The organism is Pseudomonas sp. 273, from assembly GCF_029201425.1.
GTDB classification, from domain to species: Bacteria; Pseudomonadota; Gammaproteobacteria; order Pseudomonadales; family Pseudomonadaceae; genus Pseudomonas; species Pseudomonas delhiensis.
The window spans coordinates 841762-854346 of sequence record NZ_CP116775.1 but is presented as its reverse complement, the minus strand read 5'-3'; the positions used below and the strand labels follow the sequence as shown (position 1 = coordinate 854346).

Genomic DNA, 12585 nt, shown 5'->3' with positions numbered 1-12585 from the left:
TCAGCGGGCCGCGTGGGTGGGTGTCAGAGGTCGCCGTAGCCGAGCGAGCGCAGGGCGCGTTCGTCGTCGGACCAGCCGCCCTTCACCTTGACCCAGAGGTTGAGCATGACCTTGGAGTCGAACAGCACCTCCATGTCCTTGCGCGCGCTCTGGCCGATGCTTTTGATGCGCTCGCCCTTGTCGCCGATGATGATCTTCTTCTGCCCTTCGCGTTCCACCAGGATCAGCGCGTGGATGTGCAGCACGCGGCCTTCCTGCTTGAACTCCTCGATCTCCACGGTGATCTGGTAGGGCAGCTCGGCGCCGAGCTGGCGCATGATCTTCTCGCGCACCAGTTCGGCGGCGAGGAAGCGGCTGCTGCGGTCGGTGATCTGGTCTTCCGGGAAGAAGTGCTCGCTTTCCGGCAGGCGCTCGGCCACCAGTTGCTCCAGCACGTCGAGGTTCTGCCCATGCTGGGCGGAGATCGGCACCACTTCGGCCTTGGGCAGCAATCCGGTGAGCCATTGCAGGTGCGGCAGCAGCTCGGCCTTGTCTTCCAGGCGGTCGACCTTGTTCACCGCGATCAACACCGGGCAGCTGACGTGCTGCACGCGGTCCAGGACCATCTGGTCCTCGTCGGTCCAGCGCAGGCGGTCGACCACGAAGATCACCACGTCCACGTCCTTCAGCGCGGCGCTGGCGGAGCGGTTCATGTAGCGGTTCAGCGCCTTGTCGTTGTCCTTGTGCAGGCCGGGGGTGTCGACGTACACCGCCTGCACCGCGCCTTCGGTCTTGATGCCGAGCAGGGTGTGGCGGGTGGTCTGCGGCTTGCGCGAGGTGATGGCCAGCTTCTGCCCGAGGATGTGGTTGAGCAGCGTCGACTTGCCCACGTTGGGGCGGCCGACGATGGCGACGTAGCCGCAGCGGCTGATGTCGTCGAGTTGTTCAGTCATGGCCATTCTCCACGCCCAGGGCCACCAGCGCGGCGGCGGCGGCCACCTGCTCGGCGATGCGGCGGCTGCCGCCGTGCCCATGGGTCTTGTCGTTCAGCAGGGCCACTTCGCACTCGACGAAGAAGGTCCGGCAATGCGGTTCGCCCTGGATGTCCACCACGTCGTAGCGCGGCAGCTCGCAGGCGCGCGACTGCAGGAATTCCTGCAGGCGCGTCTTGGGGTCCTTGTTGGTGTCCACCGGGGTCAGCTCGCGCAGTTGCGGGCCGAGCCAGGCGAGGATGCGCTCGCGCGCCGAGTCCATGCCGGTGTCCAGGTAGATGGCGCCGATCAGCGCTTCCATGGCGTCGGCGAGGATCGACTCGCGGCGGAAACCGCCGCTCTTGAGCTCACCCGAGCCCAGGCGCAGGTAGTCGCCCAGTTCGAAGCCACGGGCCAGCAGGGCCAGGGTCTCGCCCTTGACCAGCCGTGCGCGCAGGCGCGACAGCTGGCCTTCGCGGGCCTGCGGGAAGTGGCTGAACAGGGCTTCGCCGATGACGAAGTTGAGGATGGCGTCACCGAGGAACTCCAGGCGCTCGTTGTTGCGCCCGGCGAAGCTGCGATGGGTCAGGGCCAGGACCATCAGGTCCTGGTCCTTGAAGGTGTAGCCGAGCTTGCGCTCGAGTCGATCCAGGGTATTGCTCACGGCGTTCTTACACGGAATTCTTTGTCGAAGTGGACCACCAGGTCGAGGTTCTCGATCAGCGGCTCGCGTTTTTCATACTTCAGGTGCGCGCGGAACTCGTTGTTGTCCTGTTCCACGGTCAGCGCATCCTGCAGCTTCAGGTCGCGGATGTTGTTGATGGTCAGCGCCTTGTCCACGTAAGAGTAGAACTCCGGGACGCTGCGCACATCCGCCGCCTTGTCGGTTTCCACCGCCTTGATGGCCTTCTCGATGGCGTAGTAGTCGAGGTAGTGCGGAATGATCTTGAACGCGGTACTGGCCAGGAAGGCCACAATGGCCAGCACTACCAGCCAACCCAGCAACGACATCCCCTTCTGCGAACCTGCGTACTTCATGCTGACCTCATGTCGGTATGGTTCTCATCCCCCGCCACCGGCGGTTCCAAGTGCAAGCGGGGCGGACCCGCTCCCCGCGCGCCGCCCCGCCCTTCGTTCTAGCACCGACCGGCGGCCGGCGCTCGACGCAGCTCACATTCAGTGAATCACGCCGACCCGCGAGAAGTTCGGCAGGTTGCGCAGTTTCGGGTCCGGCCAGCTCATCCACACGGCGAAGGCCTTGCCGACGATGTTGCGGTCCGGAACCATGCCCAGCAGCTCCTTCGGGATCTTCGGATCGTTCCAGTAGCGGCTGTCGTTGGAGTTGTCGCGGTTGTCGCCCATCATGAAGTAGTGCTCGGCCGGGACCGTCCACTCCTTGCCGGGCTCGACGCGGTAGCGCGTCATTTCCTTGCGGATCAGGTGCTCGGCCTCGCCCAGCTTCTCCTTGTACAGGGTCACGCTGCCCAGGCTGCCCGGCTCCTCGCCGACCAGTTGCTCGGCCACCAGCTGGTCGTTGACGTACAGGCGCTTGTCGCTGGTGTAGCGCACGCGGTCACCCGGCACGCCGACCACGCGCTTGATGTAGTTGATGTTCGGGTCGCTGGGGTAGCGGAACACCATCACGTCGCCGCGCTGCGGGTCGCCGACCGGGATCACCTTGGCGTCCAGCACCGGCAGGCGGATGCCGTAGGCGAACTTGTTGACCAGGATGAAGTCGCCGACCTCGAGGGTGGGCTTCATCGAGCCGGAGGGGATCTGGAACGGCTCGACCAGGAAGGAACGCAGCACCAGCACGATGAACAGTACCGGGAAGAAGGACTTGCCGTACTCGATCAGCACGGGTTCCTTGTTCAGCTTGTCCAGCACCTCCGGATCGGGCTCGGTGACCGAGCCCTGGTAGGCGGAGATGGCGGCCCGGCGGCGCGGCGCGAAGAGCACCAGGTCGACCAGGGCCAGGGCGCCGCACAGGGCGACGGCTATCACCAGCAACAGCGGGAAATTCAGCGTCATAGAATCTAACTGTCCACTTTGAGCACGGCGAGGAAGGCTTCCTGGGGAATCTCCACGCTACCGACCTGCTTCATCCTTTTCTTACCGGCCTTCTGCTTCTCCAGCAGCTTGCGCTTACGGCTCACGTCACCACCGTAGCACTTGGCCAGCACGTTCTTCCTGAGCGCCTTGACCGTCGAGCGGGCGATGATCTGCCCGCCGATGGCCGCCTGAATCGCGACGTCGAACATCTGACGCGGGATCAGTTCCTTCATCTTCTCCACCAGCTGGCGCCCCTTGTAGGGGGCGTTGTCGCGGTGGACGATCAGGGCGAGGGCGTCTACCTTCTCGCCGTTGATCAGCACGTCGAGACGGACCAGGTTGGCCGGCTCGAAGCGGTCGAAGCTATAGTCCAGCGAGGCGTAGCCGCGGCTGGTGGACTTCAGACGGTCGAAGAAGTCCAGCACCACTTCGTTCATCGGCATGTCGTAGATCACTTGGACCTGGCCGCTGAGGAAGTGCATGTCACGCTGCACACCGCGTTTCTCGATGCACAGGGTGATGACGTTGCCCAGGTGCTCCTGGGGCACAAGGATGGTCGCCCGGCAGATCGGCTCGCGCATCTCGTCGATGGACGAAAGGTCGGGAAGCTTGGACGGGTTGTCGACGTAGAGGATCTCGCCGTTCTTCTGCACGATCTCGAAGATCACCGTCGGCGCCGTGGTGATCAGGTCCAGGTCGTATTCGCGCTCCAGGCGCTCCTGGATGATCTCCATGTGCAGCATGCCGAGGAAGCCGATGCGGAAGCCGAAGCCCAGGGCCTCGGAGCTTTCCGGCTCGTACTGCAGGGCGGCGTCGTTCAGGGTCAGCTTCTGCAGCGCTTCGCGGAAGTCCTCGAAGTCGTCGGAACTGACCGGGAACAGGCCGGCGTAGACCTGCGGCTTGATGCGCTTGAAGCCCGGCAGCACGTCCACGTCGGGGGTGTTGCTGAGGGTCAGGGTGTCACCCACGGGGGCGCCGTGGATGTCCTTGATGCCGGCGATGATGAAGCCCACCTCGCCGGCCTTGAGGTCGGGCATCTCGGTGTGTTTCGGGGTGAATACACCGACGCTGTCCACCTGGTGCAGCTTGCCGGTGGACTTCACCAGGATCTTGTCGCCCTTCTTCACCCGGCCGTGCTTGACCCGCACCAGCGAGACCACGCCCAGGTAGTTGTCGAACCAGGAGTCGATGATCAGCGCCTGCAGCGGCGCGTCGATCTCGCCCTCGGGGGCCGGGATGGTCGTCACCAGGCGCTCGAGCACCTCGTCCACGCCCATGCCGCTCTTCGCCGAGCAGGCCACGGCGTCGGTGGCATCGATGCCGATGATGCTCTCGATCTCGTCCTTCACGCGGTCCGGGTCGGCCTGCGGCAGGTCCATCTTGTTCAGCACGGGCATGACTTCCAGGCCCTGCTCGATGGCGGTATAGCAGTTGGCCACCGACTGCGCCTCGACGCCCTGGCCGGCGTCCACCACCAGCAGCGCGCCCTCGCAGGCGGCCAGGGAACGGCTGACCTCGTAGGTGAAGTCGACGTGGCCGGGGGTGTCGATGAAGTTCAGCTGGTAGGTCTTACCGTCCTGCGCCTTGTAGTGCAGGGTGACGCTGTGGGCCTTGATGGTGATGCCGCGCTCGCGCTCCAGGTCCATGGAATCCAGGACCTGAGCCTCCATCTCGCGGTCGGAAAGACCACCGCACATCTGGATGAAGCGGTCGGCCAGGGTCGACTTGCCATGGTCGATGTGGGCGATGATGGAGAAATTGCGGATATGACTCAGGTCACTCACGGCTTGACACACTCGGAAGGCTGAAGGCGGCGATCCGCCGAAAAATAGCCGGGGAGTTTACCTGAATCCGCCGCCACGCGTCACCCTGCGACGCAGCGCAGCCGACGCCCAGTGGCCGCCATCCAGTACGTTGGTACGAGCCGTCCGCCTCCAACGTAGGATTTTCCCACCCCGCCCACGGCCCTAGTGTCCTTCGTGCAGCCGCACGCCGACCAAGGCCACCCTCCCCACCGAGCGATTCCGCACCTGGCCCAGGCGCGGCGGAGCGATTCGGCCGCGCCGCCCCACAACGCCAACAAGAACCAGGAAGCACCGCCATGCCCAGACGCCACCCCTTCGGCCCGAGCGCCCTCGCCCTGCTCGTGGCCCATGCCGCCGGCCTCGCCCTGCCCGCCCGGGCCGCAGACGGCACCGAGCCCCTGTCGCTGGGGCAGACCGAGGTGATCAGCAGCCTGCCGCTGCCCTCCCAGGGCGTTTCCCGCGACCAGATCGCCGCGCCGGTACAGACCTTCACCGGCGCGGACCTGCAGAAGAGCCAGGCGCTGGACCTGGCCGACTACCTCAAGCGGCGGAGCGCCGGGGTCTACGTCAACGAGATCCAGAACAACCCGCTGCAGCCGGACATCAACTACCGCGGCTTCACCGCCTCGCCGCTGCTCGGCACGCCCCAGGGGCTGTCGCTGTACCTCGATGGCGTGCGCATGAACCAGCCCTTCGGCGACGTCGTCAGCTGGGACCTGATCCCCGACAACGCCATCGCCAGCGCCCAGCTGATGCCCGGCAGCAACCCGCTGTTCGGTCTGAACACCCTGGGCGGCGCGCTCGCGGTGCAGACCAAGAACGGCCGCGACAACCCCGGCGGCGCCGTCCAGGCCACCCTGGGTTCCTACGGGCGCAAGATCGGCGAAGCCGAGTACGGCGGCAGCGAAGGGCAATGGGACTGGTTCTTCGCCGCCACCCACTTCGAGGAGGATGGCTGGCGCGAGCATTCCGACTCCGACGCGCAGAACCTCTTCGGCAAGCTCGGCTGGCAGGGCGAGGCCACCGACCTGAAGCTGACCTACAGCTTCGCCGACACCGACCTCAACGGTAACGGCATGGTGCCCGAGAGCTTCCTGCGCCGCGACCGCGACAGCGTGTACACCTACCCGGACAACACGCAGAACACCGCCAGCTTCCTCAACCTGCAGTGGAACCACGACTACAGCGACGACCTGAGCGCCTCCGGCAACCTCTACTACCGCCATATCGATACCGACACCTTCAACGGCGACATCAACGACGAGTCCCTGCCCGAGGGCATCGGCGAGCCCGGCCAGAACATCCTGCCGGCGGCCGGCGGCTACACCACCGCGGCGAACCTGGCGGCCTGCGTCGCGCAGTTCGAGCCGGGCGGCGAACCCGGCGAGAAATGCACCGGGATGATCAACCGCACCCGCACCACGCAGAGCAACATCGGCCTGTTCGAGCAGTTCTCGCTGCGCAACCGACTGTTCGGCAAGGACAACCTGCTGTCCCTGGGCGGCGGCTTCGACTACAGCCAGGTACGCTTCCGGCAGTCGGCCGAATACGGCGCGCTCACCGCCGACCGCGGCATCGTCGGCACGGGCGTGTACGCCGAGGCCGGCAACGCCTTCAACCTGGACGGCGAGCTGGACGACCGGGCCGCGCGCCTGAAGGGCAACACCCGCACCTGGAGCCTCTACGGCAGCGACACCCTGAGCCTGGCCCCGACGCTCGACCTCACGCTGTCCGGGCGCTACAACGCCATCTCGGTGCGCAACCACGACCAGCTTTCCCACTACGAACTCGACGGCGACGCCCTGGGCGACAGCGTCGACGAGAACGCCTCGCTCAGCGGCAAGCACAGCTTCAACCGCTTCAACCCGGCCGTCGGCCTGACCTTCCACCCGACCCGCAGCCTGACCGCCTATGCCGGCTACAGCGAAGGCAGCCGGGCCCCGACCACCATCGAGCTGGGCTGTGCCAACCCGGAATCGCCCTGCCGCCTGCCCAACTCCATGGCCGGCGACCCCCCGCTCGACCAGGTGGTGACGCGGACCTGGGAAGCCGGCCTGCGCGGCCTGATCGGCGACAACGTGCAATGGAACGCCGGGCTGTTCAGCGCGCGCAACAGCAACGACATCATGTTCGTGTCCTCCAGCACCAGCGGCAGCGGCTACTTCGCGAACTTCGGCGAAACCCGCCGCCGCGGCATCGAAACCGGCATCTCCGGGAGCTGGGGCGACTGGGCGCTGGCCGCCAACTACACCTTCGTCGACGCCACCTACCGCTCGGGCGAGACCTTCCTGGGCGAGGCCAACAGCAGCGCGGACGACGGCAACATCAGCGTGAAGTCCGGCGACCGCATTCCGCTGGTGCCGCGCAACATCCTCAAGCTGTCGGCCGACTACGCGGTGACCGAGCGCCTGAGCATCGGCGCCGACGCCATCAGCGTCTCCGGCTCCTACGTGCGCGGCAACGAGAACAACGACCATCAGAGCGGCGGCCTGTACCAGGGCGGTGGCGAGATCGGCGGCTACACCGTGTTCAACCTCAACGGCGCCTACCAGCTCACCCCGGCCTGGCGCATCTTCGCCCAGGTCGACAACCTGTTCGACCGCGAGTACGCCACCGCCGGCATGCTCGGCGCCAACCCGTTCGACGCCAATGGCGTGATGCGCACTGACGGCGCCGCCGGCAACGGCACGGTCAACGGCAGGCGCAGCAACTCCGTGGGTGAAACCTTCGTCGCCCCGGGGGCGCCGCGCACCGCCTGGCTGGGCGTGCGCTGGGCGTTCCTCTGAGCCGCGCTGAATGCACCCAAGAAAAAACGCCGTTTCCTGATGGGGAAACGGCGTTTTCGTGGGAGGTTGGCTCGGCGTAGCGCTCCGGGTGCTCGGATGTTTCTGTGGCGCTATCCGCCGAATCGCGGACAGAGTCCGCTCCTACGCTTACAGGGAGGCACGGGCGTAGGAGCGGACTTTGTCCGCGATTGGACTCACCGACCACGCCGGACACTCCCGCGGCACGGCCGACGGCGGATAACCGCGAACGGTTATTCGCCCTACGCGGGAATGACATACGGTTCCAGGCAAGCACGGGTGTAGGAGCGGGCCCTGCCCGCGAATCGCGCGCAGGGCGCGCTCCTACAGGTGGGGCAGCGGTGGTTGGGGTAGGAGGACCTTGTCCGCGATTGGATTCACCGGCCACGCCGGACACTCCCGCGGCACGGCCGACGGCGGATAACCGCGAACGGTTATTCGCCCTACGCGGGAATGACATACGGTTCCAGGCAAGCACGGGTGTAGGAGCGGGCCCTGCCCGCGAATCGCGCGCAGGGCGCGCTCCTACAGGTGGGCAGCGGTGGTTGGGGTAGGAGGACCTTGTCCGCGATTGGATTCACCGGCCACGCCGGACACTCCCGCGGCACTGCCGACGGCGGATAACCGCGAACGGTTATCCGCCCTGCCTACCCCTACCCGCCGGTCATTCGTCCAGCTTGAAGGTGATGAAGCTGGCACGGCCCTGGCGCAGAACGCGCATCGACACCGACTTGCCCTTGGGCAGCGCCTTGGCGATCTCGGAGAAGGCCTTGGCGGATTCCACCGTGCGGTTGTTCAAGTGGGTGATGACGTCGCCCGGACGCAGGCCGATCATCGCCGCCGGGCCGTCCTGGACGTCCTTGATCACCACGCCGCCCTTGATGTCCAGCGACTTGCGCTGCTCGGCAGTGAGGTCGGCGACGGTCACGCCCATGCGGTTGCTGCTGCGCTCGGCGCCCTGCCCTTCGACGGCGGCGACTTCCTCGTCCTCGTCCGGCAGGTTGCCGATGGTCATGTTCAGGGTCTTGCGCGAGCCATCGCGGAACACGTCCAGGGCTGCCTTGTCGCCCGGCTTCATGCCACCGACCAGGTGCGGCAGGTCGGCCGACTCGTTGATGGTCTGGCCGTTCAGGCTGAGGATCACGTCGCCGACCTGCAGGCCGCCCTTGGCCGCCGGGCCGTCCTGTACCAGCTGGGCCACCAGGGCGCCGGCCGGCTTGTCCAGGCCGAGGGATTCGGCGAGGTCCTTGCTGACTTCCTGGATCACCACGCCCAGCCAGCCGCGGCTGACCTTGCCGCCTTTCTTCAGTTGGTCGGCCACGTTCATGGCGACGTCGATCGGGATGGCGAAGGACAGGCCCATGAAGCCGCCGGAGCGGGTGAAGATCTGCGAGTTGATGCCGACCACCTCGCCCTGCAGGTTCAGCAGCGGGCCGCCGGAGTTGCCCGGGTTGATGGCCACGTCGGTCTGGATGAAGGGCACGTAGTTCTCGTTGGGCAGGCTGCGGCCCTTGGCGCTGACGATACCGGCGGTCACCGAATGGTCGAAGCCGAAGGGCGAGCCGATGGCCAGCACCCACTCGCCCACCTTCAGCTTGTCCGAATCGCCCAGCTTGAGGGTCGGCAGGCCCTTGGCGTCGATCTTCAGCAGGGCCACGTCGCTGCGCGGGTCGGCGCCGATCAGCTTGGCCTTGTGCTCGCTGCGGTCGGACAGGCGCACGACGATCTCGTCGGCGTCGGCGACCACGTGGTTGTTGGTGAGCACGTAGCCATCATCGGAAATGATGAACCCCGAACCCAGGGACTGTGCCTCGCGCTGCGCCCCACGCGGCGGGCGCTGGCCACGCGGCATGCTGCGCTCGATGAAGTCGCGGAACATCGGCGGCAGGCCTTCCAGGTCGGGCATCTGCCCGCTGGCGACCTGGTCCGGCACTTTCTGGGTGGTACTGATGTTCACTACGGCCGGCGAAGCCTTCTCCACCAGCGGGGTGAAATCCGGCAATTCGGCGCGGGCGACCACCGACAGGCTCAAGGCCAGCAGGGCGACCATCGCGGCCATACTGCGTTTCAGGGTTTGCATGGACTACTGCTCCCGTATTCAAAGGGAAGTGGACTTAGGCGGGACCTTCGGCCCCTGTGACCAGCGTACGCAACACAACCGGCTGCAACGCCGGGTCATCCGAACGGCGCCGGGCGTGGCGCCGTACCCACAGCCAGGTCGCCAGGAAACCCGCGAGGCCGGCCAGGATCAACCAGGGCTCGGCGAGGCCGGCGCACCACGCCAGCAGCGTAGCGGCGAACAGGCCGAGCAGGGGAATAGATAGAACATCAGGGCGCATTTCAACAAGAGGTCCTCGCGCACGCCGAGCACCACCTCGTCACCTACCCCGAGCGGGAAATCAGAAAGGGCGCGGACTTCGCCGCGCCCCGTGGTGGAGCCCAATTGCTGCAGCAACCCCTGGCCGCATCCGGCTTTGGCGCTACAGGCCGAGCAGGTGCTCTGGCGCAGCGTCTGGACCCGCACCGCTGCGGTTTCGACGCCGATCACCCGCCCCCGCTCTTCGATCACTGCGCGGCGGCTCCCTGGGCGGGCGCCTGCGGCCGCACCGACATGGCGATGCGTTCGGCGGTCCCCGTGGGGATCTCGCCGACAACGGTGACCATCATGCCGCCATCCTCGGTACTGAGGCGCTTGGACACCACCGAGGTCGGGCCCAGCTGGGTGCGCGCGTCGTCGATCCTGGCGCCGTGCAGCGGCTCGATGAAGATCGAGAAACGCGCCAGGCCGTCGCCGTAGTCCATGCTGACGACCCGATCGTCCGATACCGGGCTGCGGCGCTCGTAGGTGTTGTTGAGGGTGAAGCCCGGCGGCACCCATTCCGAGCGCCAGCTGCTGGCCACCGGGGCGTCCGGCTTGCCGGCGGGGACCGCCTGGCAGGCGTCGGAGGGCTGCAGGCCGCCGTCGTCCGGCGCCGCGGTGCTGAACTGGGTGAACTGCAGGCGCTCCAGCGCCTGGCCCTTCTCGTTGAGCAGCAGCGACTTCAGCGGCAAGCCGGTTTCCTGGTCCAGGTGCAGCTCGAAGCCGTAGCGGTACTGGTCGCGGGGGATCAGCCCGATCACCGTGGCCTCGCGCCCGGCGATGCGGGACTGGCCGACCACGCGGATGTCGTACCAGGAACCGAGGTCGCCCGAGGCCAGCTTGCGCACCGGCCACAATTGCCCGGCGCCCAGTTGCCCGGCCATGCCGCCGGCGATGCACTGGGTCACGCCATCGAGCTTGACCACTTCCTGGCGCGGGCCATCCAGTTGCAGCCAATGCTCGCGCACCGAGCCGTCGGGCTCGACCAGACGCCAGACTTCATGGGTGGAGAAGATGCCGTTGCGCTCGTAGACGAAGGTGCCCTGGAAGCTTTGTCGCTGCTGGCCCTCGGTCAGCCGCTTGACCCACGCCTGGACGTCGGCGGCCTGTACCGGCATTGCCAGCAGACCGCCCAGGAAAAACAACAGGAAAGTGGCGCGCATGACGCTCCTTAACGGGTTTCAGCGACTTTCCAGGCTGGCGGCTCGCGCGTAAGGCAGGGCGCTGTCGGCACCGTTCACCGCCGACTGCTGGGCATGCTGGCGGAGATACCCCGGAAGACGCTGTTCATGCCAGGTGGTGGGGCTGCCCGAACCACCAGTGATGACCTGCGGTGCATCCTCGTCCTGGTTGTAGCCGGCCAGTACCGCCGGGCCCTGCACCTGCGGCAGGGTGATCTGCGGCGTGGCGCCTTGCTGGGCCAGGCTCGGAGCAACGCTATCATTTTGATGGTATAGACGAACACCCGCCAGGACGGCCAGTGTCACCGAAGCGGCGACCGCCACGCGCCCGACGTTGCGCCACGGATTGCGCCGCGGCTGGGCCGGGGCGGCCTCTTCGGCCAGCGCCGCCGATACCGCCGCGGCGATATCCAGCTTGGGCAGTACCGGCTCGCGGTGCATCACCGACCGGGCCAGTTGATAGCGCGACCAGGTGGCACGCATTTCCGCATCTTCACCGCAGGCTGCGAGTACCCGGCGCAGTTCGAGTTCGTCCGCTTCGTTATCCATCAGTGCGGACAGCGACTCCTGCAGGGCTTCACGACTCATGGCGTACCTCTCTTGGCTGTTCCGCCGTATTCAGGGCTGTTCATCATGCAGCAACGGCTGCAAGGCTTTGTCTATCGCTTCCCGCGCACGGAAGATCCGTGAGCGGACCGTACCCACCGGGCATTGCATCACGGTGGCGATATCCTCGTAGCTCAATCCCTCGAATTCACGCAGGGTCAATGCCGTGCGCAGGTCCTCTGGCAGTTGCTGGATGGTGCGATGGACCGTTTCCTCGATCTCGTCCCGCAACATTGCCCGTTCCGGCGATTCGATGTCCTTCAGGGCGTGGTCGCCATCGAAGAACTCCGCATCCTCGGCTGTCACATCGCTGTCCGGAGGCCGCCGACCGCGCGCCACCAGGTGGTTCTTCGCGGTATTGATGGCGATCCGGTACAGCCAGGTATAGAAGGCACTGTCACCGCGGAAGTTGCCCAAGGCGCGATAGGCCTTGATGAAAGCTTCCTGCGCAACGTCCTGGGCTTCCTGGGCGTCGTGCACGAACCGCACGATCAGCCCGAGGATCTTGTGCTGGTACTTCAGCACCAGCAGATCGAAAGCCCGTTTGTCTCCGCGCTGTACCCGTTCAACCAGTTGCTGATCCTGTTCCTGGGTTAGCATGCATACTCCTCAACAAGCCCGGAGGAGCTGCGAGCACCCTGCAGAATCGCTCTGCCAAGATAGACTCGGATGTCTTGCAAAAGTTCTCCCCTCCAAGCGTACGCCGCACAGTTTTTTTGTCGCTTTGCCGCGACCCGGCCGGACCCATTGTCCAAGCCCTTGAAAATCCACTGCAATCGGCGAACAACCACTGCCTTCTCGCCCTTCGGGAACTCCGTTGGAAGAAGG

Annotated in this window: 10 protein-coding genes and 1 pseudogene; 1 reads left to right on the top strand and 10 read right to left on the bottom strand. The window is 66.2% G+C overall.

Annotated elements, in window-relative coordinates; all coding sequences use genetic code 11:
• Window positions 1-23 precede the first annotated feature (23 nt).
• The 5 genes from era to lepA all read right to left on the bottom strand — a co-directional run bounded on the left by era (window position 24) and on the right by lepA (window position 4786).
• On the bottom strand, window positions 24-932 hold the full coding sequence (gene era, locus PKO50_RS04045; protein WP_275628880.1) for a GTPase Era: 909 nt from the start codon (window positions 930-932) through the stop codon (window positions 24-26).
• Window positions 925-1614, bottom strand: coding sequence for a ribonuclease III (gene rnc, locus PKO50_RS04040; RefSeq protein ID WP_009616452.1), 690 nt, complete (start codon window positions 1612-1614; stop codon window positions 925-927). Before rnc ends, era begins: the two co-directional genes overlap by 8 nt.
• Entirely contained in the window at window positions 1611-1988 is a 378-nt protein-coding gene (locus tag PKO50_RS04035) for a DUF4845 domain-containing protein (RefSeq protein WP_089391471.1), read from the bottom strand. Before PKO50_RS04035 ends, rnc begins: the two co-directional genes overlap by 4 nt.
• 138 nt (window positions 1989-2126) lie before the next feature.
• Window positions 2127-2981: a signal peptidase I gene (gene lepB, locus PKO50_RS04030; RefSeq protein WP_275628879.1), complete on the bottom strand. Its 855-nt coding sequence runs from the start codon at window positions 2979-2981 to the stop codon at window positions 2127-2129.
• A 5-nt stretch (window positions 2982-2986) separates the two neighbouring features.
• Window positions 2987-4786, bottom strand: a complete 1800-nt coding sequence (gene lepA, locus PKO50_RS04025) for a translation elongation factor 4 (protein WP_109936864.1) — start codon at window positions 4784-4786, stop codon at window positions 2987-2989.
• Window positions 4787-5103: 317 nt separating this feature from the next.
• Between lepA and PKO50_RS04020 the strand changes: the two genes are divergently transcribed.
• On the top strand, window positions 5104-7593 hold the full coding sequence (locus PKO50_RS04020) for a TonB-dependent receptor (RefSeq protein ID WP_275628878.1): 2490 nt from the start codon (window positions 5104-5106) through the stop codon (window positions 7591-7593).
• Window positions 7594-8275: 682 nt separating this feature from the next.
• Here PKO50_RS04020 and PKO50_RS04015 read toward each other — a convergent pair.
• From PKO50_RS04015 to rpoE, 5 genes and pseudogenes are all read right to left on the bottom strand, one after another.
• Window positions 8276-9691: a DegQ family serine endoprotease gene (locus tag PKO50_RS04015; RefSeq protein WP_089391467.1), complete on the bottom strand. Its 1416-nt coding sequence runs from the start codon at window positions 9689-9691 to the stop codon at window positions 8276-8278.
• A gap of 34 nt (window positions 9692-9725) precedes the next feature.
• Window positions 9726-10180, bottom strand: a pseudogene (locus tag PKO50_RS04010) (SoxR reducing system RseC family protein).
• Window positions 10177-11133 carry a MucB/RseB C-terminal domain-containing protein gene (locus PKO50_RS04005; RefSeq protein ID WP_109935047.1) on the bottom strand — a complete coding sequence of 319 codons (957 nt, stop codon included), beginning with the start codon at window positions 11131-11133 and terminating at the stop codon, window positions 10177-10179. Before PKO50_RS04005 ends, PKO50_RS04010 begins: the two are co-directional and overlap by 4 nt.
• Window positions 11134-11151: 18 nt before the next feature.
• Entirely contained in the window at window positions 11152-11739 is a 588-nt protein-coding gene (locus tag PKO50_RS04000) for an RseA family anti-sigma factor (RefSeq protein ID WP_074978839.1), read from the bottom strand.
• A 30-nt stretch (window positions 11740-11769) separates the two neighbouring features.
• Window positions 11770-12357, bottom strand: coding sequence for an RNA polymerase sigma factor RpoE (gene rpoE / locus PKO50_RS03995; RefSeq protein WP_009616435.1), 588 nt, complete (start codon window positions 12355-12357; stop codon window positions 11770-11772).
• Between the last annotated feature and the right edge of the window lie 228 nt (window positions 12358-12585).

Excerpts from the sequence above, each read along its gene's own strand:
- era (WP_275628880.1), bottom strand. The coding sequence starts at position 932 with ATGACTGAACAACTCGACGACATCAGCCGCTGCGGCTACGTCGCCATC.
- PKO50_RS04035 (WP_089391471.1), bottom strand. The coding sequence starts at position 1,988 with ATGAAGTACGCAGGTTCGCAGAAGGGGATGTCGTTGCTGGGTTGGCTG.
- lepB (WP_275628879.1), bottom strand. The coding sequence starts at position 2,981 with ATGACGCTGAATTTCCCGCTGTTGCTGGTGATAGCCGTCGCCCTGTGC.
- PKO50_RS04020 (WP_275628878.1), top strand. The coding sequence starts at position 5,104 with ATGCCCAGACGCCACCCCTTCGGCCCGAGCGCCCTCGCCCTGCTCGTG.
- PKO50_RS04015 (WP_089391467.1), bottom strand. The coding sequence starts at position 9,691 with ATGCAAACCCTGAAACGCAGTATGGCCGCGATGGTCGCCCTGCTGGCC.
- PKO50_RS04005 (WP_109935047.1), bottom strand. The coding sequence starts at position 11,133 with ATGCGCGCCACTTTCCTGTTGTTTTTCCTGGGCGGTCTGCTGGCAATG.
- PKO50_RS04000 (WP_074978839.1), bottom strand. The coding sequence starts at position 11,739 with ATGAGTCGTGAAGCCCTGCAGGAGTCGCTGTCCGCACTGATGGATAAC.
- rpoE (WP_009616435.1), bottom strand. The coding sequence starts at position 12,357 with ATGCTAACCCAGGAACAGGATCAGCAACTGGTTGAACGGGTACAGCGC.